At 54.1% G+C, this 25,586-nt stretch carries 26 protein-coding genes; 17 read left to right on the forward strand and 9 right to left on the reverse strand.

Annotated elements, in window-relative coordinates; translation table 11 throughout:
- Window positions 1–68 precede the first annotated feature (68 nt).
- Window positions 69–1,436 (reverse strand): hypothetical protein, encoded by a 1,368-nt coding sequence (locus tag ROO76_15180; protein ID MDT8069505.1) that lies wholly within the window; start codon window positions 1,434–1,436, stop codon window positions 69–71.
- A gap of 613 nt (window positions 1,437–2,049) precedes the next feature.
- On the opposite strand from ROO76_15180, the gene ROO76_15185 reads away from it, so the two are divergent.
- The 4 genes from ROO76_15185 to ROO76_15200 all read left to right on the forward strand — a co-directional run bounded on the left by ROO76_15185 (window position 2,050) and on the right by ROO76_15200 (window position 4,329).
- Complete coding sequence (locus ROO76_15185) at window positions 2,050–2,856, forward strand: helix-turn-helix transcriptional regulator (protein MDT8069506.1); 807 nt, start codon at window positions 2,050–2,052, stop codon at window positions 2,854–2,856.
- Window positions 2,857–3,214: 358 nt separating this feature from the next.
- Complete coding sequence (locus tag ROO76_15190; GenBank protein ID MDT8069507.1) at window positions 3,215–3,505, forward strand: hypothetical protein; 291 nt, start codon at window positions 3,215–3,217, stop codon at window positions 3,503–3,505.
- 60 nt (window positions 3,506–3,565) lie between these two features.
- A complete protein-coding gene (locus ROO76_15195) occupies window positions 3,566–4,024 on the forward strand; it encodes a hypothetical protein (GenBank protein MDT8069508.1) in 459 nt (152 codons plus the stop codon).
- A gap of 2 nt (window positions 4,025–4,026) precedes the next feature.
- A complete protein-coding gene (locus ROO76_15200; GenBank protein MDT8069509.1) occupies window positions 4,027–4,329 on the forward strand; it encodes a hypothetical protein in 303 nt (100 codons plus the stop codon).
- 2 nt (window positions 4,330–4,331) lie between these two features.
- Here the strand turns inward: ROO76_15200 and ROO76_15205 are convergent, their stop codons facing one another.
- The 3 genes from ROO76_15205 to ROO76_15215 are packed head-to-tail and all read right to left on the reverse strand — an operon-like array spanning window position 4,332 to window position 5,699.
- Entirely contained in the window at window positions 4,332–5,027 is a 696-nt protein-coding gene (locus tag ROO76_15205; GenBank protein ID MDT8069510.1) for a hypothetical protein, read from the reverse strand.
- Window positions 5,020–5,541 (reverse strand): DarT ssDNA thymidine ADP-ribosyltransferase family protein, encoded by a 522-nt coding sequence (locus tag ROO76_15210; protein MDT8069511.1) that lies wholly within the window; start codon window positions 5,539–5,541, stop codon window positions 5,020–5,022. Before ROO76_15210 ends, ROO76_15205 begins: the two co-directional genes overlap by 8 nt.
- Window positions 5,538–5,699 carry a hypothetical protein gene (locus ROO76_15215; protein ID MDT8069512.1) on the reverse strand — a complete coding sequence of 54 codons (162 nt, stop codon included), beginning with the start codon at window positions 5,697–5,699 and terminating at the stop codon, window positions 5,538–5,540. The genes ROO76_15210 and ROO76_15215 overlap by 4 nt, the downstream gene beginning before the upstream one ends.
- A gap of 210 nt (window positions 5,700–5,909) precedes the next feature.
- On the opposite strand from ROO76_15215, the gene ROO76_15220 reads away from it, so the two are divergent.
- The 3 genes from ROO76_15220 (at window position 5,910) to ROO76_15230 (ending at window position 8,974) form a co-directional block, all read left to right on the forward strand.
- Window positions 5,910–7,580, forward strand: a complete 1,671-nt coding sequence (locus tag ROO76_15220) for an Eco57I restriction-modification methylase domain-containing protein (protein ID MDT8069513.1) — start codon at window positions 5,910–5,912, stop codon at window positions 7,578–7,580.
- On the forward strand, window positions 7,567–8,286 hold the full coding sequence (locus tag ROO76_15225; GenBank protein ID MDT8069514.1) for a PaeR7I family type II restriction endonuclease: 720 nt from the start codon (window positions 7,567–7,569) through the stop codon (window positions 8,284–8,286). Before ROO76_15220 ends, ROO76_15225 begins: the two co-directional genes overlap by 14 nt.
- A 178-nt stretch (window positions 8,287–8,464) precedes the next feature.
- Window positions 8,465–8,974, forward strand: coding sequence for a hypothetical protein (locus tag ROO76_15230; GenBank protein ID MDT8069515.1), 510 nt, complete (start codon window positions 8,465–8,467; stop codon window positions 8,972–8,974).
- Here the strand turns inward: ROO76_15230 and ROO76_15235 are convergent.
- Complete coding sequence (locus tag ROO76_15235; protein ID MDT8069516.1) at window positions 8,971–9,951, reverse strand: ImmA/IrrE family metallo-endopeptidase; 981 nt, start codon at window positions 9,949–9,951, stop codon at window positions 8,971–8,973. The genes ROO76_15230 and ROO76_15235 overlap by 4 nt on opposite strands.
- A 2-nt stretch (window positions 9,952–9,953) precedes the next feature.
- The gene (locus ROO76_15240) at window positions 9,954–10,400 is read right to left on the reverse strand and encodes a helix-turn-helix transcriptional regulator (GenBank protein MDT8069517.1); all 447 of its coding nucleotides are present in this window, start codon (window positions 10,398–10,400) and stop codon (window positions 9,954–9,956) included.
- Window positions 10,401–10,528: 128 nt separating this feature from the next.
- On the opposite strand from ROO76_15240, the gene ROO76_15245 reads away from it, so the two are divergent.
- The 4 genes from ROO76_15245 to ROO76_15260 all read left to right on the forward strand — a co-directional run bounded on the left by ROO76_15245 (window position 10,529) and on the right by ROO76_15260 (window position 12,569).
- Complete coding sequence (locus ROO76_15245; GenBank protein MDT8069518.1) at window positions 10,529–10,687, forward strand: hypothetical protein; 159 nt, start codon at window positions 10,529–10,531, stop codon at window positions 10,685–10,687.
- Between the two features lie 80 nt (window positions 10,688–10,767).
- Window positions 10,768–11,145, forward strand: a complete 378-nt coding sequence (locus ROO76_15250; protein MDT8069519.1) for a hypothetical protein — start codon at window positions 10,768–10,770, stop codon at window positions 11,143–11,145.
- Window positions 11,146–11,153: 8 nt separating this feature from the next.
- Window positions 11,154–12,101 carry a caspase family protein gene (locus ROO76_15255; GenBank protein ID MDT8069520.1) on the forward strand — a complete coding sequence of 316 codons (948 nt, stop codon included), beginning with the start codon at window positions 11,154–11,156 and terminating at the stop codon, window positions 12,099–12,101.
- 54 nt (window positions 12,102–12,155) lie between these two features.
- A complete protein-coding gene (locus tag ROO76_15260; GenBank protein MDT8069521.1) occupies window positions 12,156–12,569 on the forward strand; it encodes a TIR domain-containing protein in 414 nt (137 codons plus the stop codon).
- 801 nt (window positions 12,570–13,370) lie between these two features.
- On the opposite strand, the gene ROO76_15265 is transcribed toward ROO76_15260, so the two are convergent.
- Window positions 13,371–13,829 (reverse strand): DUF302 domain-containing protein, encoded by a 459-nt coding sequence (locus ROO76_15265; protein MDT8069522.1) that lies wholly within the window; start codon window positions 13,827–13,829, stop codon window positions 13,371–13,373.
- Window positions 13,830–13,974: 145 nt separating this feature from the next.
- On the opposite strand from ROO76_15265, the gene ROO76_15270 reads away from it, so the two are divergent.
- Entirely contained in the window at window positions 13,975–14,400 is a 426-nt protein-coding gene (locus tag ROO76_15270; protein ID MDT8069523.1) for a hypothetical protein, read from the forward strand.
- A gap of 266 nt (window positions 14,401–14,666) precedes the next feature.
- On the opposite strand, the gene ROO76_15275 is transcribed toward ROO76_15270, so the two are convergent.
- Both ROO76_15275 and ROO76_15280 read right to left on the reverse strand, forming a co-directional pair.
- Window positions 14,667–16,070 carry a sigma-54 dependent transcriptional regulator gene (locus ROO76_15275; GenBank protein MDT8069524.1) on the reverse strand — a complete coding sequence of 468 codons (1,404 nt, stop codon included), beginning with the start codon at window positions 16,068–16,070 and terminating at the stop codon, window positions 14,667–14,669.
- Window positions 16,067–17,161, reverse strand: a complete 1,095-nt coding sequence (locus ROO76_15280) for an ATP-binding protein (protein MDT8069525.1) — start codon at window positions 17,159–17,161, stop codon at window positions 16,067–16,069. The genes ROO76_15275 and ROO76_15280 overlap by 4 nt, the downstream gene beginning before the upstream one ends.
- Before the next feature lie 875 nt (window positions 17,162–18,036).
- Between ROO76_15280 and ROO76_15285 the strand changes: the two genes are divergently transcribed.
- From ROO76_15285 to ROO76_15305, 5 genes are all read left to right on the forward strand, one after another.
- Window positions 18,037–19,386, forward strand: coding sequence for a TolC family protein (locus ROO76_15285; GenBank protein ID MDT8069526.1), 1,350 nt, complete (start codon window positions 18,037–18,039; stop codon window positions 19,384–19,386).
- Between the two features lie 169 nt (window positions 19,387–19,555).
- Window positions 19,556–20,995 (forward strand): efflux RND transporter periplasmic adaptor subunit, encoded by a 1,440-nt coding sequence (locus ROO76_15290; GenBank protein ID MDT8069527.1) that lies wholly within the window; start codon window positions 19,556–19,558, stop codon window positions 20,993–20,995.
- A gap of 10 nt (window positions 20,996–21,005) precedes the next feature.
- Window positions 21,006–21,500, forward strand: coding sequence for a hypothetical protein (locus ROO76_15295; protein MDT8069528.1), 495 nt, complete (start codon window positions 21,006–21,008; stop codon window positions 21,498–21,500).
- The gene (locus ROO76_15300; protein MDT8069529.1) at window positions 21,497–24,814 is read left to right on the forward strand and encodes a CusA/CzcA family heavy metal efflux RND transporter; all 3,318 of its coding nucleotides are present in this window, start codon (window positions 21,497–21,499) and stop codon (window positions 24,812–24,814) included. Before ROO76_15295 ends, ROO76_15300 begins: the two co-directional genes overlap by 4 nt.
- Before the next feature lie 9 nt (window positions 24,815–24,823).
- Window positions 24,824–25,585, forward strand: coding sequence for a lytic transglycosylase domain-containing protein (locus ROO76_15305; protein ID MDT8069530.1), 762 nt, complete (start codon window positions 24,824–24,826; stop codon window positions 25,583–25,585).
- Window position 25,586 lies beyond the last annotated feature (1 nt).

Consider the following 25,586-nt stretch of genomic DNA (forward strand, 5'->3'; position numbering starts at 1 on the left):
TTCTTGGCCAAGAGCAAAGAATCAAATCGTCCCGCCAATTCGCTCAGCGTTCGCCAAATCGTCAGTATTCATGGAATCCTCCTAACGATCGTCACGACTTCTCCAATAACCTCGACATCATTGTGATTTCTTACCCGCTCGGATTGTTGAGAGTCCGGCTGATTCGCATGAATAACCAGTATTCCCTCATCCAGAGAGCAGGAAGCACAAAAATACGTCCCGTCACGCCTGACGAGCATGTACAGCGGTTGCTGCCATTGCTGCAACGTGATTGAACGAAATGGTTTCTTTTTGTGTCGATTCACGATGATCAACAGAGCGCCTCGCAGAGATGGATAAAAAAGCCTGCTCTTAGTCCCAGTCCAAAAGAAGTCGCGAATCGAAAGTTCCTTAATGCCCGAGAGCGTTTCCAGCGATCCTCGAAGGAAAAAGGGTAGCTCTTTGAATTGAGCCATCAGCCGAGTTAAATCTGGATCATGATCCGCGAATTTGACAGCAGCGAAATCGCTGCTCACCTTGGTGAGACCCATAGCAGTGAGGCCTGCGTTAGGAATCGCATCCCGACCCATTTCCTCCATGTTGATCCCCGCGGCAGCAATCAGGTCGAGAAATCGAATTCCATAGAGTGCACATAGCGTAATTACCTTGTGGAAATGGCGGGGCGGATCGTCTGCCACCTCATAATCAGAGAGAGAGCCAGGTGAGGCAAAGTACCGTTCGTCGCCCAGAAGATCGGCAAGTCTTCGACTCCTCGTCGAAGCCTCTCGGAACGATAATGCCGCTTGCCTTCTCGTTCGACGCAGCAGAGGCCCCAATCCTCCATGCTGCCGATCAATTCGCTCCGGTTTCCAGGCGTTCGCCAACTCCTCCGGAACATCCGGCTCCGCAAAGGCATGAGTTCGCCGGATCTCCATGTCAACAATTCCGAGGACCCGCATATCACGGGGCACTTGAAACTCAATGTGTGCGTACGGAAGTTGATCGCTGATTGGGACGATGCGGCCTGTCTCCGAAACGTGTACTCGGCAACACCAGAGTCCCTTGCTGTGCTCAATCAGAAAAACACTCTTCAACGTTCTTCCCTTTTCCCCCTGCAACAGACCATCCGATATCTGCGGATTTACACGTACAATGCTGCCAGGTAGCAGCTCTGGAAATGCGAGTGCATCCTGACGACCAACCTTCGCATATAAGAAATCCCGGTCATCTGACCTGGTTAAAGACTCCAAGCGCCTGAAGGAAGAAAACCCCACCAACTGCCCGAGGGGTACGATCCCTCTGGGCGGAGGCTCGCCAGTAACATTCCGAAACCATGGCACCCAGGAATTGCCATCATCCAACGAGGAATCCAGCAGAATCGTGCGTTTTGAAGGCAACGAAAGTTGCAATTCCGGTATCTTCTCCGGAGCAAAACCAAACACGCGCAGCCAATCCATCAAGTCGTAGCCCGTGATCCGGCTCAGGGCACAAAGCTGATGTAAGGCAGGGCTGAACGACCCGCGCCTCAGTGCGTGATAGAAATTGTGCGGTAGAAAGTAGTGCGTTGAGGACCCATACAGCTCCGCCGATCGCCGTGAAACTTTGTGGAGGGTTAGACTTCTGGTCTCCAGGATCGCTTTCACACGATCCACGAGAATGTTTCGCTGTTCGGCCTTGGTCGGCACCGGCACGCCCTTAACTGGATTTCTGCGTGCCCGGCCTTTGCAAAGGCAGTAGAGTCGCTCTCGTCTGCCTCCGTTAACGAGAATTGTCGGCGGACCTGCCCGCAGCAGATGAGTCCTGTATAGCTCCGACATTTTGACCCCATCACAAAGAAATAGGAGATGCCCATATTTACGGGCAGTCCGCTGAATGCAGCCGGGAGGAGAACCACATGCATATTGCTGCGAGAATGGACGTAAGATCCAAGACGGCCGGAATTACGGGCGCTTTGAACGATTATCCAGTTCACTGACTCTGGAAAGCGCCGACGAGCACGTTGTTCGGATTTTCGAACAAGATCCATGTTGCTGGACAATTTGCGCGAATCCCGCGTACGATATCTGCCCCATGACCCCGGCGCCAAGTCCGGAAGCTGGTAAACGCCTCAAAGCCGAACGCCTTCGGGTGCGGCTTTCCACGCGTGAGGTCGAAAAGCTCAGCCAACAAATTGCCCAAGAGAGAGGCAGCCAGGAATATCGCATATCTGATTCATGGCTTGCTCAGGTGGAGAACGGCGAGTTCACTCCGAGTATTTACAAGCTCTACAGTCTGAGCCGCATCTACGAACGGGACTATGACGAAATTCTCGCGCTTTTCGGTATCTTCTTCAGCGAAATCGGTGCAGAGGCGAGCCCTTTGAGACTCCCACGCACCCACCTGGTGGGACCAACCTTGCGAGAAACTGGCGGAACGTTCCCGGCGCCACTCGAACTCCGTGACAAAGTGGTACTCGAGCGTACCAATCTGGTCCACCAGATGTTTGAAAACTGGGGCGAGGTTCCTGTATCCCTCCTGCGTCAATTGGGTTCCAGGAATACGCTCTGTGGTTATATTGGGCTGGAAAATCGCACACTGTACCCCCTGATCCGACCTGGATCATTTGTCCAAATCGATCCTCGTCAGAAGAAGATCGAGGGGGGCAATTGGCAAAATGAATTCGAGCGCCCTATTTATTTCCTGGAACTACGGGAAAGCTACGCGTGCAGTTGGTGCCAGCTCGACGGCAGCCGCTTGACCCTCATCCCCAGCCCACAGTCGCACAAACCAGTTCGGCAGCTACACTATCCCGTTGATGCTGAGATCATTGGGCGCGTGACTGCGGTCACCATGAGAATCGCGGAAGTGTCGGGCGATCCATCGAAAACATCTCCCTAATTAGTTCAGTCCGTTTCGATCCCAGCCTCGACGCCAATCATTACGCCCGCTGTTTATGAGCAGTTCAAAGATTTTGCACTGTTTGTGAGTAGCCTTAAGAGCGTCATGCTGGTCGTTCCAATTTCCGGGCGCGAATTTAACCTCTATGCGCTATCGCTTCCGACTGGTCCGAACTTTGGCCCCGTCCTCTTTAAGTCTGGATGGAAATCCCGAGACGGCAGGAGCGTTGGTGCACTTCTGGTCAATCCGTACGCGCAAACTTTCGAGATCGTAGTATTGCGTCGCCGGACGGACCATTGCTTTGTTCGTACCTGGAACAAAAGCGGATTGCAGAATCATTGATGCAGCCCTTGCGGAATTGACTAGCGAGTTACGACTGGAGGACGATGCCGAGCCGCTACCCACGGGCGCGAAGAAACGAAAACATCTCCTGCAGGCTGCTACCAAAGAGCTGGGTGGGCACTTCAAGCTTCTCACGCGCACCCTGACGCACTATCCCGCCCTGATGGCAGTTGGCGAGGTTTACCTCGCGATGCCCAATCCTGATGACAATTTCGTATCGGATCTCCAGACAACGAACTTCGATTCCCGTTTGTTCGAGCTCTATCTGCTTGCGGCTTTTCGTGAGCAAGGAATTTCAGTTTCGTAGGATCATGATTCACCTGATTTTTTCATTGAACGCGCCGGGCACCAGTGCTAGGTCGAGGCGGTGACAGCGAATCCTAAGGAAGCTCGCGTTCAGGGACTTACTTTTCCGACATTCGCCCCCGAGGTGCGTGAAGAGCAGCTGCTGGGATCACCAACTGCCCGCTTCGCCAAAACCCTGCGGAGCAAGCTTCAGAGGGAGTACGAAAAGCTTTCGCACGTGCAGGGAAAACCGTTTGCCCTCGCAATTGCAGATTTTCATGCGCCAAGTTCGATGGTTTGGAGCAGGGAGGCGCTGCCATCTTATCTCTATGGCGTAAATCCCAAAATCGTGCATGGTCCGGACGGCCCTAGAGCAGTCGGTTCTACCGTGAACACACTGCTGGGCGAAGTCCAGATCCCCACAGGTCTTTTCCGCGATCCCGCTATTTCCCATCTTTCCGGTGTGATCTTCAGCACGCGGCCACGCTTGGAAAATTCAATCGGATGGGCTTTCTCGCGGGATGGCGGCCGCCAGGACTGACCATGGTGCGGGAAGGCATATTGTTCGACCGCACTCCCGGAGCGCTGGAAGCGATTCATTTCAAGTTGGATGTCTTGAGCGAGGAGTATGCCGTCTTATGGAATGAAGGCGAGGCTTGGTGCCAGGAGCTTGAGGTTTACCACAATCCCATGGCCGAAAATCCGATTGATCTCGCCTTGATGCCGGGAGCGACGCACTGGTTCGAGACCGATGGTGAGATAGTTTGCTCAACGATTTGGGAGAATTCCGTTCTCTCATCGATCACTGAACTGGATATCAAGAAGGGTGAGCCAAGTTCCTTATGACGCTAGAAAAATGCATCTTGGGCGTCCCCGTTTCTCAGCTGCGGGTGGTAGTCATAGTGAGCGATGAGTCTCGTGAACTCCTGCGGCGACGCAACCGCCTGCTGCAATTGATTGTTCTTCCTGAGAGACACAAATAATGCACAAGAGCGTGCCTGGCAGTTGATGGACTTGGACGGGTTGAATTCGATATCCGTAAACCCTGCGTACTTGTAGAGACGCTCAAGCCAATCACGGTGCGGATAGATCGCATTGATGTAAAGCCAGTCGTAGAAGATTGTCTTGGGTTCGAGCGGGAAGGAAAAACCATTGAATTCGAAGCCGATAAGCTTCCCTGATTCCTGTAAGCGCGGATCGCGTTTGGCCTCCTTGCCCTCAGCCATATAAAGGTCCGTATAAGGGCCGCCTTTCTCAAATACTTTGCTGCCCTGAAAAGCAGATTCCAGCTTTATTTCCTCCATGCCCGCTTCGCGGACTTTAAGATGGAAAGCGCTTAAATGTTGACCCAGCTTCTCTTCCGACTTCGAAGAGATCTCCAGTAGCGGGTTATAGCCAGCCCGCGCGGCGGCCTCATGCAAGGCGATGATGTTCTTCTTTTTCTGCACCGGGGCAAAGCCGGGGCTCCAGACAATATTGAAATACTCTTCCCGTACCAGCTCCTGAGTACCTTGTTGCGGTATAAAGACGGGCCGTTCAGCCATTAGGAAGATTCCTTATCAGATCGAGTGGAATTTTCTTCGGCACAAGTATTTCGTACTTTTCCGCCCGTTGCAGCCGCTTCTGGACGGCTTCGTCGCTCCAATCGGTGCGCGTGTAGAGCACTTCAAAATCGATGATCTTCCTCGCTTCTTCCATAGTATGGATTTCCACCCCCGCCTTGTTCGATACGTCCGCCGTGAATTTGACGCCGTCCCACAGCAACACATCCGGATGGATCTGCAAGAAGATCGTGTCTCCAATCCGGCCATCCGCGCGGGCTACATACTCCATCGGATGCGTAGCCCGGAAACAAAGATGAACGTATGCGTCCATCCCTTTCATACCGTCGGCGTCGCGGCTCCACTCGTTGCCGCCCGGCGCTGGAACTTCAATCTTCTTTTTTCGAAGTCTTGCTAAAGGGTAAAGCCCGCCATGTTCTCGGATCAGCGGAAGATTTCGGCGATCCGTAAAGTGGTAAAGCAGCGTAATCCGTTTGAGAGGATCAACTTTGGTCACGTTTTCGCTCTGATTGGCGGATCGGACTTCTCAATGCGGGAGAGGAACTCTTCCCAGGGGTCTGAACCTTTATATTGGTCGCTCAGAATCGTGCCGGGAGCATGGATGTGCCGGTCCCATCGATTCCAAAGCGCTCCGCGTGCGTTTGCTGAATCCATGTATTGCTCCACGTCCTGCGATCAAAATTGGCGTCTGGCGAAAATCCGACGCATGATGCTACGAGTGCGTTGAAGGCCGTTGCAAGCATTTCGATTGCCGGATACCATCGGTAATAACATTTATGGCGTATCGGTAAGAAGAAACAATAACACTTTGAGGTGCTAGTGGGGCAGAGCCCGATAGCGTTGCGATCATCGCGAGCGATTCAGTTGCCACTATTGGTGCCAACGCGAACTCCTCAGCTCGCCACACTTGAGTTTAAAGGTGTCGTTTACACCAAACGGTGGGTGGTGGAGCTGCTGCTGGACCTTGCGGACTACAAGTCAGAAACAAATCTCGCGGATGCGGTCGCAGTGGAGCCGGCGGCGGGGAACGGGGCCTTTCTCGGTCCCATGATTGAACGCCTGGCGGAATCGTGCCGCAGGTTTAAGCGGCCGCTTTCGGACTGCGGGAGCGCGTTGATTGCCTACGAACTCGACGACGCGAGCGCTGAGCACGCGCGTGGATTGGCTGCAACTATTTTAAAGAAGCACGGCCTGAAACGGCCGTTAGCCGAGCGTCTTGCGGGTGCATGGGTCCGGACGGGCGATTATCTTTTCGATTCAACGACTGTGGAAGCGAATTATGTCATCGGCAATCCACCGTACGTGCGGCTCGAGGACATTCCGGAAGAGATCGCCACGATTTACCGCGCCGCCTATCCAACGATGCGGGGTCGGGCAGATCTGTATGTCGCGTTCTTTGAAGCGGCTCTCAGGCAACTGAGAGAAGGAGGTACGTGTGCGTTCATCTGCGCTGACCGCTGGATGCGAAACCAGTACGGTGCCGAGCTACGCGAACTGGTAACTTCCGCCTACTCAGTCGATGTCGTCCTTGAGATGCACAATGCGGACGCATTTCATGATGAAGTAGACGCCTACCCTGCTATCACCGTCATCCGCTGCCAGAAGCAAGGATCAGCAGTCGTGGCTAGCGCCGGACCGGAAGTCGAGCACGTCCTACCAACAACACTTTCGGCAGCACTGGAGGCGGCTAAGGACGCAAAGCCGATGGTCGTTGCCGAAGGGCTTCGTGTTGCCCGCGTTGAAACGTGGTTCAAGGGCACAGACCCGTGGCCCTGTCATTCACCTGAGCAGCTCGCGCTTCTCCGCCGACTAGAAGAGCGTTTCCCGGCACTCGAGGTCAATGCGAAAGTGGGCATCGGTGTTGCGACTGGCAACGACAGCGTTTTTATCACTAAAGACAAACACCTCGTCGAACCGTCCCGTCTTCTCAAGCTAGCTCTGGTCAAGGATATCATCGGCGGAAAGATGGATTGGTCCGGGCACTACCTGGTAGATCCCTGGAACAGCGATGGGTTGGTCAGTCTGGACAAATTCACTCGGCTGCAAGCGTATTTCGAGAAGCACGCGGTGGCCTTGAAAAAACGTCATACCGCCGCAAAGAATCTTCGCAGCTGGTACAAGACCATCGACCGCGTGACACATACCCTTACGGCCAAGCCCAAGCTCTACATCGCGGACATCAAGAACGTGCTCGACCCGGTTCTCGACAGCGGCGAAACCTATCCGCACCATAATCTTTATTTCATTCAGTCGGATGAATGGGATCTCGAGGTACTCGGCGGACTGCTGATGTCGGCGGTCGGGCAGTTCTTTGTTGAGTCCTACGGCGTCCGCATGCGCGGCGGTTATCTGCGCTTTCAGGCGCAATATCTGCGACGGATTCGCGTCCCGCCTCCTGGGTCAATATCGAAAGACCAGGCGAAAGAACTGGCGAAAGCTTTCCGCCTGCGTGACAGGAAGCGCGCAACGCAGATCGCTCTTGAGATATATGGAATCGACGAACAGGAGATGGAGACAGCACTTGGACATCGATAAACGATTACAGGAAGCCGTTCAAAGCTACTGGGACGCGCGTGGAAAGAACAAGGAAAAACAGATTGAAGGTGGCAAGATCGATGCTGGAACGCGCGGCGAAGTCACAGGCGGCGCGCAAATGGGCGCTATGGAGGTCCTTGTTGCTGACATCCTGTCCGATGCCGGGCTGAAAAAACTTGATGTGAAAACGCGCACGGCGCTGGAGCTTCCCGGTTATTATCGCGCGGAAAAAAAGTGGGATCTGATTGTGGTGTCTGGTGGCCAGCTCGTCACCGCGATGGAATTCAAATCCCAGGTTGGTCCGTCCTTTGGCAACAACTTTAATAACCGGTCTGAAGAGGCCATAGGCAGCGCGACGGATATTTGGGTCGCATTCCGGGAGGGAAGGTTCGGCAAAACTCCTGCCCCCTTCCTTGGCTACTTTTTCCTGCTGGAAGACTGCGGCCGAGTGAAGACGCCAGTGCGCAACAAGGAGCCATACTTCAAGGTAGATCCGGTATTCCAGAAGGCGTCATACAGCAAACGTTATGAGCTGCTGGCTCGACGCTTGGTGCTTGAACGCGTCTATAGTGCTGCCTGTCTGGTCATGGCCACGAATTCTCCGCGTACCCAGATTACTCAACCTGCAGAAGACCTTAACTTTAAGCGTTTCGTAGCGGCGCTCAGAGGGCATGTTGTGACCTTTCTGGGCAGTCAGAAGAAATAGCGCGCAAGCTCCGGCTTCACTCACGTATCCAACGAAGAGCCTCAAACCGCTCGACTGTTTCCTTCGTCGCCGGTGATGGACTTCTGAACACCCACCGCACCCTGTGGCCGTGTCACTGATGAAGGCATTGACTGTGCGCGACGCAACTCTGGCAATTAAGGATCAAAGGAACCGAGGTATGGCGCAAGACCCACGCATCATCCAGATTCTGAGCAGAGCAAAAAAGCTCGCTCAGCAATACCGCACGTTGACGGGAAAGCCTCTTGGCATAACTGGCGAAGTGGCTGAGTACGAAGCCGCCCGCGTTCTTGGTGTTGAGCTGACGCCTGCGCGACAGGCAGGATATGACGCGCTTGAACGGCGCAACGGAATAATAAGTCGGCTGCAGATCAAGGGACGGTGTCTACTTCCCAACTGCAAACCAGGGCAGCGCCTGGGCTCAATAGATATTACGAAGGATTGGGATGCCGTCTTGATGGTTCTCTTGGACGAGAACTTTGACGCCGTCGAGATCCATGAAGCGGAACGTACCGCAGTTCTTACCGCGCTTTCCGCACCCGGGTCTAAAGCACGAAATGAACGAGGGGCTCTTAGCATCAGCAAATTCAAGGCCATCGGCAAGTTTCGCTGGCCACAGCCGTCGCGTCCCAAATCTTCGCCGATCCTGCAGCAAAATATCGCACCTTAGAGGCGCTCGATGAGCTCCTCCCAAAAGAAAAACACGTCCCCAAATTCCTCGCCTGCGTTGTCACCTTGATAGGGGCAAAGCATTGCCTCAATTTGTCCGCTCACGTTCGCCAAGTTAGGAAGGTTTTCCACGCCGCTGTGTATTCCGCCCTCACGGGCCTTGTACACCACTGAACTCGGATCAAACGACTTATTAAAACGGATTGTGTATTCCTCTTCGCGACAAGCAGGCGAGAGATGCACAGATTGACGTCGATACTTGCGTTCCGCAGGTTGTGATCGAAGCGTTGGGACCTTCGAGAACAGAAGGCCCTGATTTGCCGCCTTCGTAAGTCTTCTTTCTTCATCCTTCGTTAAACGGTACTTCAACATCCCGGCAACCGCAAAACCGGGATGAGCCGTTGCGAGTCGATAGACAGTTGCTTCGAAGGATGTGCCAAAGTAAGAAGCCAATGTTTCAACAGCGGACAGGCCGAATCTCCCGTTTGCTCGTCGTTGAAACTGATCCAGCGGCATTACTAACTCCGAAGCACCCAAGTGACACAGGAGTTCAAGTTCGTTCGCCTCCCTTGAACTCGGATTCGTAATCGCCCTGAACCGAGCACCGCTCGTGCTGTTGGGGAAAAACGTGTGGACGATCTCGTGTGCAATAGTGAAGACGATCCGAGCCCGAAGGCGATTCGGATTATAGAGAACAGTCCACCCCGAGGGAGTTGGGTACAGTGCCGCATCTCGTTTTTCGCTGCGCACCTGGTCCATGTCCATCGGCAGGATCTTGATGCGATTGAGGGAGGCAATGATTTTCAATCGCTCCAACGGATCGTCAGGCAGTCCCAAAAACCTGTTGGCTTTTTCGGTCAGAGAGCGAGCCAAATTCACGACCGTCGAACGCGGATCAATCAGTTCTCCGCTCTGCCTACAAAGCGAAATAATGTCGGGGTCAGAATAACGCCGACCACCGATGCGTAGAGTATCCATCTCTATTTTTGACGGCTTCGTTCACCAGCCATTCTTATGGCCTGAAGCACGAACCGCCACCCTTCTTTGTCTCTTGGCCTGTTTCCCCTAAAGTTCACTTGCGCAAGCATCTCCACATCAGCCTGCGAAAGCGCGTCATCGGAAAGAGCAAGCTCCTGTTGAAGCTCCGCTAATCCGGGTGGTAAGTCGCCAGATGACCGCCGCTTCGCTCGCTGCTCCTTCGCTGTGGCATCCTTCAGCAGGTCGTCCAGCGTGACATCGAGTGCCACTGCAATATTGAAAACGTACTGGATATTCGGCTTGCCTGCTGCCCCGTTTTCCAAATCTGAAATATAGGCCTTTGAAACTCCGGACTTTTCGGCCAAGTCAGCCAAGGCCCAGTCCTTCCCCTGCCGCAGAAAGCGGATCTTGGCACCCAATTTCTTTAGATCAATCTGCGTGTCATCCATCTAATTTCCAACCCATTGTAAAAAAGTGTTGACCTCGTAGCTTTGACCATCGCATAATGGCGACGGGTTGTATTTTAGTGATAATACCGATTTACGAAGTCATACGCAACTCTGAAAAGAAGGCAGAAATGGCAAACAAGAAACATAAAGTGCAGTTTGAGGCTCATCGCACCGTCCGTGAAGAAGTACCCGTAAAGTTCAAGACTCGTGATGGCGAGCGGGTCTCCTTCGAGGCCAAGAAGAAAGTGAAAGAGCCGGTAAAGGTCAAATTCTTGGCAAAGGATTAGTTAGCGGTTGGTTCGTCCGGCGAATTGCGACGAACTATTGGATTTTGGAAATATGTCAGTACAACACGAGAGGATAGAACATGGCTAAGAAACGAATCTTCATTGCATTTGCGGTTGAAGACAAAACCTATCGGGACTTCCTTGTCGGGCAGGCAAAGCACGCGAAAACTCCATTCGACTTTATAGATATGTCAGTTAAAGAACCTTGGGATGCACAATGGAAAACAAACTGTAGAGCGCGGGTTAAGGGGTGCGACGGCGCTATCGCGCTGATTTCGAAGAACACGGCCAAAGCAGACGGAGAGCTCTGGGAAATAAAGTGTGCTGATGAAGAAGCAATACCTACCATGCTGATGTGGATCAACGGCGACCGCCCAGGGCTTCCGTCATCACTGAATGGCAGACGCGTAAACATCTGGAGTTGGGATAACCTTGAATCCTTCATCGAGAAGCTTTGACACACACCATGAGAAAAGCCCTTGTCGTCGGTATTAATGACTATCCGAACGCTCCGCTGCGCGGGTGCGTTAACGACGCAGTTGCGATCAGCAACATTTTCGCCACCCATGGTGATGGCGCACCCAATTTCGGAATCAAACTCATAACCTCGCCCGGCGAAGCCGTCACAAGGTCAAGGCTTAGAGGCGAAATCGAGACTCTATTTTCTGGCGATCCGGATATTGCGCTGCTGTACTTTTCGGGGCACGGCCTGATCACAAGTCTTGGCGGCTTTATTGTCACGACGGACTTCAAGAAATATGATGAAGGCGTTTCAATGGATGACATCCTCAACCTAGCGAATCACTCCAAAGCGAAGGACAAAATTATCATCCTTGATTGCTGTCATTCTGGTGCATTCGGGTCTCCGACGATTACAGGAAGTAATGTCGCCCAGCTCTCAGAAGGTTTATCTGTACTGACAGCTAGCCGAGATTCGGAATCAGCTCTGGAGATAAATGGCTGTGGTGTCTTCACCGCGCTCGTCGTCAGTGCTCTACAAGGCGGCGCGGCAGATTTACGAGGCCACATAACCCCTGGCGGCATCTACGCCTATGTCGATCAAGCCTTAGGGCCATGGGACCAACGGCCAATATTCAAAACGAACGTAACTCGCTTCACATCCCTCAGAACTATTACGCCGCCTGTGTCACACGCGACGCTTAGGAAATTGATTGAGTATTTTCCCAGACCACAGGACGAGCACAAGCTTGACCCTTCCTATGAGTTCACTGAACCGACCGCCGATCCGAAACGAGTGGCAATAATGAAAGATCTTCAAAGATTTGTCAGCGTGGGCTTGGTAGTGCCGGTGAATGAAGAACACATGTATTTTGCGGCCATGAATTCCAAATCATGCCGGTTGACCGCCGTGGGTTTTCAATACTGGCGACTAGTTAAGGAAAAGCACCTTTAGCTCTACGATCAGAAACGGAATGGACCTACGACAACATATAGGTCCGGAGCGAACATGGCACTAAAACTTTTCATTAGCTTTGCGGCTGAGGACATGCGGTTTAGAGATTTGTTCGTTGGGCAGGCAAAAAACAGCGATACACCTTTCGAATTTCGAGACATGTCGCTTCAGGAGCCCTTCGACTCCAAGTGGAAGACGCGATGCCGTGACAAGATCAAGCAGTGCCACGGATTCGTAGCTCTCCTTAGCAAGAAGACATGGCGAGCGGAAGGTGCCCGATGGGAAATCCAGTGCGCTTATGAAGAAGACTTACCGCTACTTGGGATACACATTCATAGGAACAACAAAGGGGCGATACCGCCTGAACTCGCCGGGTGTAGGGTCGTGGAATGGCACTGGAACTCTATTGGGAACTTCATACGACGTGTGAATAGTAAGAGGTCGGCATGGGATCGGTTTCTCGACTAAACGCTTGACTGAGTCGACGCCTATGCACGATAACCCCAAACGGCAATTGTTCAGGGATGTGGAATTGGAGATTTGTAAGGAGCGCCTCGCTAAATACGAATACTTCTCCTGATGAAGCCAAAGCCCCGAATCTGCCCGCGCTGATGAAGGTGATCGGAATTGCCCACATGCGAACGAGATTTGCCGTTTCTACGACTAATGGGATTCGAGGCTGCTTACCTGAGCGCAAATGAAGATCTAGTTGAACTCAGGCTGTCGATACGGTTCCATAAAAGAACTAAATTGACAAACCAAATAGCGTCCATTACGCATCTCGATCAGACCCAAACCTGCGGACCTGGTATCGCTGGTAATCTGGGAACAAGTCCCAAATCTGGGAACAATAAGGGAACAATAAGCCGATTTTGGGCGGTTTACAGGGCCTTAGAGGGCGACCAGGGCCTTATAAATCAACTGGTTACGTTTTTGAGAAGAAATGGCATGGAAGAGGTCGTCGGTTCGATCCCGATCAGGTCCACCAATTTCAATAAATTAGCACGACCTTCTTTCGTGTTATGGAAGAGGTTCTCACTCGATCTCCTTTGTTTTCAACAGCTCGATAAATCCCTTTTGATCTTTTGGAAGAGAACCATTTTCGAGGGGAATGATTTTTGTCCTGCGAGGATTAGCCAAAGGATTTGCAGAACAACTCACGATCAGGGAAAATCCGTTCCCTTCCCAGCGCCGTGCCAGAGACTCAAGTAGAAGGATGAACTCCTGGCATTGCACCAGAGGATCGGATTCATTTCAGCCGAAGTGGTGTCACCGACTTAATGTACTTTTGCGAGCGGCCGCCCGTGGATCGGTGTGTTGTTCATGTGTCCCGAGGTGCAGCAGAACTTCGCGGACCCGCCGATTCATCTCTTGGCCAAGTACGCGAACGCCGAGCGATGCTTCTCGCGTAAGGGACGGCTGGTTGAGAGCCGCGACAATGGTTGCGCCACCATTTTGGTACACCGCAAGGTTGAACGGCACCATTAGTCCGCCATTGGGGTCACTTAGTATGGCTTGGTAGGCAGAGAATGGGTGCCAAACGATGAGCACAATGTAGTGGGTAGCGGATATTCCGATATGGCTCTCTAGCTCCCTGCTGAAATCGACTTCCGATAAAATACGAAAGTCGCGGCGCGGCAGCTCCGTGCGCAGAGATTCAAGTGTGCGATCAAAGCTCATCGACGTTTGTACGGCAACGACATTGTCCGGTGGCGTGATGATGGTCATGGGACAGCCTCGCCTTTCAGAGATGCAACTACGATGCCAATTCGGCAAGGTCGACTTCTTGCGGCGCACAGATCGATGGCGGAGGCCCAAACGTTGAGACTCTTGCTTGAAGTGCCCTGAATCCCGAGGGCAAGAAAGGACGGCTATGCTTCGCCGCGGAACAAAATACAAAGAGGTCATTTTTGGGGTGTTGTTTGGGGTCGGCGCGTCGCTAATCGATGTTGCAATGCATACCACCATGCGGGGCGGTGATTGGTTGGCCGAACTGCTTCATCCGACATTGGTAATGGCGGCTTATCGCACTCTGTTCCTCGTCTTTGGTGTCGGCTTGGGTATTTTGCTATGGCAGAGGAATCGAACCGAGCGCGACTTCAGACGGCTGTCTGCTGCATTCGATGCACTACGGAGAGAGCTTACGGCGCCTTCCATGCTAGTCCACACCAATCTTCAGTTGCTCCTAACTCGCCATCAAGATCAACTTTCGCCGGATGCAACGGCCGTGATCCGTGCAGCCTACGAAAACTCAACTGTCATTCAGCGCGTCCTGATTAGCGCACCAAGAGCTATGTAAGGCTTCTGCAACGGAGGGGAGTTCAATGACGGAAACTAATTCCGTGAGTACTCCAGAGAAAAAAGCACCGCAAAGGAGCATCGGGGGCTGCTCATCCTTGCGGTGCCGTTCTGGGGGAAGTCGGCTCTCCGTTAGGCTGCTGTTTCGATAAGTTCTGGTGCAATCCGACTTCCACTCGGAATACCCCTAATCTGAGCTCAAAAACATAAAATGAAGTCTCAGATATGACGCATTTCGGGCACTCGCCTGCCATTTTGAGGCAGTGGTCATTCTGCATTGTTCGGCGCTTCGTGCTCGGCGGCCCCACGTTCGACTAGACCAAACTTTTCCATACGATAAATGAGAGTTTTTCTGCTTATGTTCAAGTAGCGGGAGGCACGCGTCTGGTTCCAGTGATGTTTTTCAAGTGCCTGCACGAGAATTTCCTTCTCGACTTCTTCGAGGCTTATCCCCTCGTCAGGAAGCTTCAACCCTATGGAAGCGATACGGCTTCGGTTGGCGCGGATTTCGGCCGGTAGATCCGCAGCGCCGATCGCATTCCCTGTGGCAAGTACCGAGAGTCGCTCGATCACATTTTCAAGCTCCCGTATGTTGCCGGGCCAATCGTATTTTTGCAGCACGTCGAGCGCATCATCTCCGATTGTCAGTCGGGTCGTCTCGTATCGTTCCGCGAAGCGCCTGAGAAAATGGGCGATGAGAGCGGGAATATCTTCCCGGCGTTCTCGAAGGGGCGGCAACTGGATAGTGATTACACTAAGTCGATAGTAAAGATCCTCGCGAAGATCGCCGTCCTCCACTTGGGTCTTCAGATCTCGGTTAGTCGCCGCAATAATCCGGACATTGACCTTAACCGGATGAGAACTGCCGAGTTTGTCGACCTCTCGCTCCTGCAGCACGCGTAATAACTTTACTTGCATGGCGAGGGGGAGTTCTCCAACCTCGTCCAGGAAGATCGTGCCCTCGTTGGCAGTTTCGAATTTTCCTGCCCGCTCGCCAGCCGCACCGGTAAATGCACCTTTCGTATGTCCGAAGAGTTCCGACTCGACGAGTGTCTCCGGGAGAGCCCCACAATTTACCGTGATGAACGGTTTTCCAGCGCGCAAGCTGTTTTGATGGATCGCCTTAGCAAGTATTTCTTTGCCGGTTCCGCTCTCGCCGGTAATGAGGACGGTGCTGTCACGCCGGGCAACTTGAGTGGCAACCGCGAAGACGTCTCGCATTTTCCTTGAATTCCCGATTATGCTAGAGAATTGCAACTCGGAGCCGACCAGATCTCGAAGATACCGGTTTTCGTCGACAAGTTGCTGTCTCTCGAAGATTCGACTGACACTGAGCTTGAGCTCATCTGCATTGATCGGCTTCAAGATGTAGTCAGCGGCGCCGAGTCGCATCGCATCCACAGCATCAGACACCGTACCGAACGCGGTGATTACGATGACGGGGGTGTCATCATTGATTGCCTTGACCTTTGCCATCAAATCCAGCCCCGACATGTGGGGCATGCGCATGTCGGTAATTACGAGGGAGGGAGAGTGCAGTTGGAATGCCTTCAGGCCATTCAGCCCATCCGGGGCTGTAACAACAGTGTAGCCAACCTCCTGCAGCCAGAATTCAACAATCCTGCGTTGTCCGGGGTCATCATCCACAATGAGGATCGGGCCGCGGGTCATACACTCTCCTTCTTGGCGTCACAGCTCGAATCCGGCAACCTTACAACAAAGGTCATTCCACGGATTTCATTTTTTTGTACGCTTATGTGGCCTTGGTGCTGGTGAACGATACGGTAGGCGATCGATAGACCCAAGCCGGTCCCCTCGGCGCGCGAAGTGTAGAAGGGATCGAATATCCTCTCCAGGTCGCCCTCCGGAATGCCCTTCCCCTCATCCACAACTTCGAATTCAACGTAGTCATCGCCCGTCTTAGTTCGGTATGTGAGAGTACCCCCGGCGGACATGGCCTGAATGCCATTCAATCCAAGATTTAGCAGAACCTGTTTTATCTGATCCGCATCTACTCGGATCGGTCGATCCAAATCACTAATGTCCACATTGACAGTAATCCCCGCCATCTTTGCGGTCTCCCCGACCAGCTTTACGACGGAATCGACAAGGACACGGGGATAGGTATCGATCTTTTGCAGAGGTTTGGGACGCCCGAAATTTAAAACGTTGTTAATCAGTTCCTTCAGGCGCTCGATTTCGCCAGCCGCCAACTGTCCGAACTCGTTTTGAGTAGCCACCGGAAGCGCCGGTCTTCTAAGAATTTGCACTGCGCCCTCAATGGCTCCCAGGGGATTGCGTATTTCATGGGCAAGTCCAGCGGCAAGTTCGCCGAGCGCAGTTAAGCGGTCGGCCCGGCGGAGTTGCTCAAAACTGTCTTGCAGTTGCTTATAAACCTCGCTCAATTGTCGCGCCGTGGCTTCCGCCTTATAGCGCTGCGCTCGCTCATGGTCGGAGAGCATGCCGATCATGAATCCAATTGGGAAGAACATCCCAATCTCAATGTATTGGGAGGCACTGAACTCCGGATGCATGTGCCATGCCATCCAGATATGAGGAATGTAAACGATCGCACAGAAAGTAGCCGCAACCAGCCCGCCGCGCCAACCGTACCAGATAGCAAACAGCGCGAGAGGTATGTAATAGGCGCGCTGAAGAAGTTGGTGAATCAGCAGGTGGGAGGTGGCGGTATGGTAGTGCAGCGCAGACACACCAATCACTGCCGTTCCAGCAATCAAGATGCGGATGAGATTTCTTTCCATGTTGACGTGCCGGATTCTAGCACCGCAAGAGTACCGCCGAATCAGATGGCTCGGAAGTGACGCCTCGCAGCCGAGCAGCCGCACAACTCGCTACCTCTGAAAACGAGGCACTCCCCCAAATGCGTGAATCCGATACCTGGGTTCTCAGAGCGTCCCTGACCGGATGATTTGCGCCATGCACTGCCTGATTTCAGGCAGCTGGGGCCAGAATTTCTAACGGATTGGTAGGCCGTAGCACAAAAATAGCCTCGGTGTTTTGGCATTCCAAGTGCACTCACCAGAGACAAACGCTGGCCTAAGAATACGACTGTGATCGGAGTCACAGACGCGGGTGACTCAGCGGAATATCCTGAACTTAAAACGATGACGCGAAAGTTCCAATTCGTTGTGGTGGTGCTGGCAGCATTAATGGTTCTGGGATCACTGCCACTGTGCGCACGCTGTGTTCGCGCGCAGCAGAATGATCGAAAAACGCAACACTGCGCTCCAGATTGTCCTATGATGATGCACGCGAGCGGTAGTGTGGAGCAGCATCAAATCCTAAGTAAGGCTCTTCTCCCTGCGAATTGCTGCAACGTATCCACCTCGCGTCCAGAAGCAACGGTGCAATTACAGGTACCTGCGGGTGCGAGCGTTATTCCCGTTTCTGAAATCGCAGGGACGGCAGATTTGGAATCTGGAGCATTCGCAGAAAGTTCTCTCATCTGTTCTTTTTCCGCGTTCGACCGACTCTCCAGCCAAATACTCCGGATTTGATCCCGTCCTTTCTGTCTCTCGCGTAGTTGTGTCCCCAAACACTAAGCTACTGAACTTTCGATATACCAAATGCCCGGCGCATTTGGATCGACCGTGAATTCAAGATTACGAGTGAACACATGAAGAAACTAGGGCTGTTCCTGTTCGTGATGTGGGTATCTGCGAGTTGGGTCTTCGCCGCTGACGATGGTCCAAAGTCCCAGGCGCAGGCCAAGGTCTTGGTCGCGCAACAAGGCGTGGGGAATCCGCCGGGCGTACTAACACTCGACGACGTTATCCGCGAAGGACTGCAGAAGAATCCGGCCGTTCAGGCCGCCTTCCACCAAGTCGAAGCTCAAAAACGGCGGATACCGCAAGTGCAAACCTTGCCCGATCCGGTAGCCTCTGTCGGCTGGGCAGGCAATCTCACTCCGTTCAGCGTTCAGAACGGCGATCCGTCTAGTTCGCGAGCGATCACCGTATCGCAGCAGTTTCCATACCCCGGAAAGCTAAAGCTGCGGGGAGAAGTGGTTAGCAAGGAAGTCGAAGCTGCGAACTGGGATTATGAAGCAGTCCGCCGTCGCGTCGTCACCGATTTGAAAACGGCCTATTACGACTATTTCTTCCAGGATAAAGCGATTCAGACCACGCAGCGGAATAGGGATCTTCTCCAGAAACTTGCGAGTATCGCTGAAGCCCGTTATCGGGTTGGCAAGGGCATTCAACAGGACGTGCTGAAATCGCAGGTTGAGATTTCGTTGCTGTTGCAGAAGCTGACAGTTCTCGAACAGCAGAAAAAGACAGCTCAGGTTCGGCTCAATACTCTTCTTGCTCGAGATCCCGATGCACCGCTGCCTCCAGCCGCAGAATTGTCACCAGCGGAGCTCGCAGTGACTCTCGACGAATTGTACGCGCAGGCGCGGTCGGCAGATCCCGCACTCCAGAGGGAACAGACCATGGTGCAACGGAGTGCCGTGGCAGTAAGTCTGGCGAAAAGAGATTACTACCCTGATTTCAGTGTCGGCTACATGTATCAACAGCGGCCAGGGATGCCCGACATGAATGGCGCCACTTTCGGCGTGAATATTCCGATCTTTTACCGCACGAAGCAGCGCGAGGCGGTCCGCCAGGCAACAGAGGAACGTATCAGCGCAGAGCGCAGCCGTGACAATCGACAGAACGAGCTGAACTTTGAATTAAAACAACAGTACCTCTCAGCCAAAGCGTCTGACCAGCTGCTACGCCTGTATTCCCAAGGTGTTGTTCCACAGTCTTCACTCGCGCTCGAGTCCTCGATGTCGGCATACCAAGTTGGCAATGTCGACTTCCTCACTGTCCTTGGCAATTTCACGACGTTGCTGAACTATCAGGTGGACTACTACCGAGAGCTCGCCAATTACCAGACAGCCCTAGCGCGGATTGAAGCCCTCACCGGGACCGACCCGTCCGTGACGAAGCAGACAACCAGCATTCAAACAGAGAAGAGGTAGCTATGTCGCATTCCGAGAACCCCGCCCTCCTCGCCGATTTGAAGAAAGCATTTGCCAAGCTGCCCGAAGCCGTAAGGCAGCAAATTGTTGAAGCCCTTCATGAACTGCGCAAAGAAATCGAGAGCGCTGAGCGGAAGCCGGTTATGAGACCTAATAGGAGCACAGAATCATGGTTCGCAAGAGCGTAATTCTCATCGTGGTTGTCGTTGCCGTCAGTATCCTCGGCTTTATCTATCGCGGGAAGATTGTTGCTACCTTCCAGTCATCAGGCTCCGGCCAAGCCGCGTCCCGGCCCTCTACACCGCCTGGAGAAAGGAAAGTTCTCTATTGGTATGACGCGATGAATCCGACGCACACGTATGACAAGCCGGGAAAGGCCCCCGACGGCATGGACCTGGTGCCGAAGTATGCAGACGATGGCGGCGGAACTGGGAGCACCGACCAGCAATCGGTTGGGTCCGCCCCGCCCGGTGAACGCAAAGTCCTCTACTGGTACGACGCCATGAACCCTACCCACCACTATGACAAGCCCGGCAAGGCACCGGACGGTATGGACTTGATCCCCCAGTACGCGGAGGACAGCACAGCAGGACCGCCGCCTGCGGGCACAGTCCATGTGGACACCCGACGTCAACAACTGATCGGCGTGCGAATGGGCACCGTGGAGCGCGAACCGCTGGTGCGCACGGTGCGAACGACAGGTCAACTCACTGCCGATGAAACCAGGATCGAGCATGTGCACGTCAAGATCAATGGCTACATAGATAAGGTGTACGTGGATTACGTCGGCCAACTGGTAAAGAAAGGGCAACCCCTGTTCACCGTGTATAGCCCCGACTTGGTAGCCACGCAAGAGGAGTACCTCATTGCCAAGCGCGGTGACAAGGCCATGGGAAAGTCCGACTTCAAAGAAGTATCGCAAGGCGCTCAATCGTTGCTCGACTCCGCGCGTCAGAGGCTGAAACTCTGGGACATCAGTGACGATCAAATCAAAAAACTGGATGAAACCGGGGAGGTCAGTAAGTACATGACCTTCTATTCTCCGGTCAGCGGCTTCGTCATGGACCGCAAGGCATTTCCGCAGACCGCTATTACTCCCGATATGGATCTCTACCAGATCACGGACCTTTCGAAGATTTGGGTGAATGCGGATATTTACGAGTACGAAGTGCCGTTCGTGAAAATCGGCCAGACGGCCGACATGAATCTCAGCTATTACGCCGGGAAGACCTACACCGGAAAGATCACCTACATCTACCCGACGGTTGACCCCATCTCCCGCACCGTAAGAGTACGCATCGAGTTTCCCAATCCGAAATTCGAACTCAAGCCACAGATGTTCGCAAACGTCAGCCTACAGATCAACTATGGGACCCAAGTCGTGGTTCCGCAGGAGGCGGTGCTGGATTCGGGAAATGAGCAAGTCGTATTTGTCGCGCGGGGGGATGGTTACTTCGAGCCCCGAAAGATCCGGGTCGGACCAAGCCTGGACGGGAAGGTGGTCGTACTGGCGGGCCTGAAGCCCGGTGAAAGCATCGTTACCAGCGGCAATTTCCTGATCGATTCCGAAAGCCAGCTGAAGGACGCCATGGGCGGCATGAAGCACTGAGGAGAGAGAGATGGCGAAGAAAATTTCCATTGCAGGCCTGATGTTACTGGTCGTGGTCGGCGGCCTCCTGATTGCGGGTGTATGGAAGGTCAAGCGACACAGCGAGACGGTGTGCGGGTTCTGCAATCGCCCAATCCAACCCAATCTCGGAGTCGTCGCCGAGGTAGGCGGGAGGACGCGACGCGTGTGTTGTGCCCGCTGCGCGATCACGGAAGCGAGACAGGAAAGCAAGGCTTTGCGGCTGATCTCCGTGACCGACTACACCACTGGTCGGCAACTGCCTCCCGAGCGCGCCTGGTACGTGGAGGACAGCCGCGCCGTTGCATGCAATCACGATATGGCGATGGTGGATCAGGATCGACAGGTGGAACGTCTGGCGTTCGACCGCTGCTCGCCTGGAACTTTTGCCTTCGCCCGCAAAGAAGATGCTGACGCCTTCGTCGCTCGAAACGGCGGTGTGCTGCACAACCTGCAAGAAATGCTTGGAGAGGTCAAACCCCAATGATTAACCGGCTCATTGAAATCTGCGCTCATAATAAGTTCCTCGTCTTACTGTTCATCGCAGTTGGTGTGCTGTTCGGCTGGCAATCGCTCAAGAATACCAAGCTGGATGCCATCCCCGACTTGTCGGACACGCAGGTAATCGTCTATGCCCGCTGGGACAGGAGCCCCGACATCATTGAGGATCAAGTCACCTATCCCATCACCACCGCCCTTCTCGGACTGCCCAAGGTGAAGGACATAAGGGGCTTCAGCGATTTCGGGTATTCCTACGTCTACATCATCTTCGACGAAGGAACCGATCTTTATTGGGCGCGTTCGCGCACCCTGGAATACCTCAGCTCCGTCGTCCCGAAGTTGCCACAAGGAGTGAACGTCGAACTTGCGAAGGACGAGACTGCGGTCGGCTGGGTCTATCAGTATGCGCTGGTGGACACGACCGGCAAGTATTCGCTCGACCAGATGCGCTCCTACCAGGACTGGTATCTCCGGTACGCCCTGCAAACTGTACCCGGGGTAGCCGAGGTGGCTCCGCTGGGCGGGTTTGTTCGCCAGTATCAGATCAACATTGATCCGAATAAGCTGCTCGGCTACAAGATCCCGATCAATATGGTCGTCGATGCGGTTAAGCAAGGAAACAACGAGATTGGCGCCCGCCTGATCGAATTCAGCGGGCGGGAATACATGGTGCGGGGACGTGGTTACATACGTTCCCTCGATGACATCCGCAATATCGTCGTCATGAACAATCCGCAGACTGGCACGCCGGTTCGAGTGGGAGACCTGGCGACCGTCACTTTCGGTCCCGACATCCGGCGCGGAGTGGCCGAACTGAATGGAGAGGGAGAAACCGTCGGTGCAGTGGTGATCATGCGTTTCGGCGAGAACGCAGAGAAAGTCATTGAGCGCGTCAAGGCCAAGATTACCGAACTTCAGCCAACCCTCCCCAAGGGCTTGAAAATCGTTCCTGTCTACGACCGTTCTGAGTTGATCGACAGGTCGGTCGAAAACCTCAAACACACGCTCCTGGAAGAACTGATCATCGTTAGCATTGTGATTTTTATTTTTTTGTGGCACTTCCCGAGTGCCATCATTCCGATCACAACAATCCCGATCGCTGTCGTGCTCGCCTTCATTCCGATCCAGCTCTCGGGGATGACGGCGAACATCATGTCGCTTGGCGGAATCGCGGTGGCCATTGGCGCCATGGTGGATGCTTCAGTGGTGATGGTCGAACAGATCCACAAGAAGCTGGAACATTGGGAAGCCGAGGGCCGCGTCGAGAGCCGCAACTCCGTTCTTGTGACCGCCGTCAAGGAGGTGGGTGGTCCGAGCTTCTTTGCCTTGCTGGTAATTGCAGTTTCGTTCTTGCCGGTGTTCACCCTGGAAGCGCAAGAAGGGCGGCTGTTCAAGCCGCTGGCGTTTACCAAGAACTTCTCCATGGCAATTGCGGCGGTGCTTGCCATCACGCTGGTACCGGCGACAGTAGGACTGCTGTTTGGCCGCACGCGCCCCTTCAGCTTCCGGCCAGCATGGTTGTCACGGTTTCTGTCGGCATTCGTTATCGGGACGATTCACAAAGAAGAAAATCACCCCATCAGCCGGCCGCTGATGAAGATCTATCACCCGGTATGTGAGTTCGTGCTGGAGCACAAATGGAAGACTATCGCGGTGGCGATCGTCGCAATGGTCGTCACGATTCCGGTGTTCTTCAAGCTTGGCTCGGAGTTTATGCCGCCGCTGGATGAGGGCACGCTGCTCTATATGCCGACGACACTTCCGGGAATGTCAATCACGGAAGCGAGCCGGATCCTGCAAGTGCAGGACAAGATCATCAAGAGCTTTCCGGAAGTGCAGTCGGTGTTCGGCAAGGCCGGACGGGTGGAGAGCGCCACCGACCCCGCTCCGTTCGCGATGTTCGAGACAGTCATCGTTTTGAAGCCGCAGTCGGAGTGGCCGAAACAGCCGCGGTGGTATTCGAAGTGGGCGCCGAATTGGGTGCAAGGAGCATTGAGGCGCTTCTGGCCAGACCACATGAGCACGCAGCAGCTCATTTATGGCTCTGGCGGGCTGAATGACGCTCTGCAACTTCCAGGAATTTCCAACGCCTGGACCATGCCGATCAAGGCGCGCATCGACATGCTGACCACGGGGGTTCGCACCCCGCTCGGCATTAAGGTCCTGGGCTCAGACCTCGGCAAAATCCAGCAAATCGGCGAAGAGATCGAGATGGCGCTGAAGAACGTTCCGGGTACCACGAGCGTTTTTGCGGAGCGCACCACGGGCGGCTATTTTGTCGATTTCGACCTCAAGCGCGACGAAATCGCCCGTTACGGGCTGAGCATCAGCGACGTGCAGGATGTGCTCATGTCAGCCATTGGCGGGGAAAACGTGACCACCACGGTCGAAGGCCGCGAGCGTTATCCGGTGAATGTCCGCTATATGCGCGACTACCGCTCCGACATTGGAGCATTGAAGCGCGTGCTGGTGGGAACACCATCCGGGCAGCAGATTCCCCTTGCGCAGTTGGCCGATATCCGGTTGAGCACCGGACCGGGCATGATCCGTGACGAAAATGGACGGCTCAGCGGCTACGTTTATGTTGATGTTTCCGGACGCGACATCGGCAGCTACGTGAGCGATGCGAAAAAGGTGGTGCAGGAAAAAGTGAGCGTTCCTGCCGGCTACCAATTGGTATGGAGTGGACAGTATGAATCCATGCAACGGGTGAAGGAGCGGCTCAAAATTGTGCTCCCGATCACTCTGTTCATTGTGTTTCTGCTGCTGTACTTCAATACGAAATCGGCGGTGAAGACGTGCATCATTTTGCTCGCCGTGCCGTTCTCGGCGATTGGGGCTGTCTGGTTCCTCTATCTGCTCCACTACAACATGAGCATTGCAGTCTGGGTAGGACTGATCGCACTCCTGGGGGTGGACGCGGAAACAGCGGTATTCATGCTCCTGTACCTCGACCTTGCATATCACGACTCCATCAATAAGGGCAAGATGAATAGCTGGGATGACCTGCGTGAGGCGATTGTCCATGGAGCCGTCAAGCGGCTGCGACCAAAGGTCATGACGGTGTCGTGCATGTTGTTTGGTCTTCTGCCGATTATGTGGTCGGTCGGCAGCGGCGCCGACGTAATGAAGCGCATCGCTGCTCCGATGATCGGTGGCATCCTCGTGTCCTTCCTAATGGAGCTGGTGGTGTACCCGCCAATCTTCGCGATCTGGAAATGGAATTTTGAAGTCAAGCCGCGGCTGAAAGATGGGCACGACTTGACACCCACTCCGGTCGATCAACTCACGAACGCGTAGAGGAAGCCAATGAAGATACATGGCAAATGGAACTTGGTCCTCGCACTGGTACTGACGGCAGCCATGGCAAAGGCGCAGTCGCCGAGTGCCATCGACGAACAGTTTGCCGCTCTGGACCAATCACTGAGCGGGACCGCCGACCGCCTCCTAACGGCTGCCACCGCTCAGCGAGGGCCTGGCCCCGACAAGGCTGATGGCCCGGCAGTGGCTTGGCAGAGGCCCGAGCCGGGACCGTCAATCAGCCGGAGTGTTCGCTGGCGTGAGCTGCAAAGGCAGATTGAGCCAATCTTGAAGGCGCAGGGGCTTCCAGTTGAAGTTCTGGCCGTGGTGAAAGTCGAGAGCGGCGGCCAGTTGGACGCCTTGTCGCGCGCTGGCGCTCGTGGATTGTGGCAGTTGATGCCGGACACAGCCCGGCGCTACGGGCTGGTCGTATCCGAGTCGAAGGATGAACGGCTGGATCCCGAGAAGGCGACATGGGCAGCCACAGCATACCTGCGTGATCTTTATGAGTTATTCGGTGACTGGACTCTGGCGCTTGCGGCATATAACGCAGGGGAGGAGACGATTTCGCGCGCGATCGTCCGCTCAGGGTCCCGGGAGTTTGACGTCCTGAGTCTAAAGCGGGCGATACCGGAAGAGACGCGGAGATACGTACCTGCAGTTTTGGCGGCGATGAGACTGTTCGGCGTCACCAATTTCCTGGCTGGTCGTAATCGAGTCGGCTTCGGCAACAGTCCGCTGATTTACGCCTCGATGGATGCAGGAGAGTAGC

The sequence above is a fragment of the Terriglobia bacterium genome (assembly GCA_032252755.1).
In the GTDB taxonomy this organism is placed as follows: domain Bacteria; phylum Acidobacteriota; class Terriglobia; order Terriglobales; family Acidobacteriaceae; genus JAVUPY01.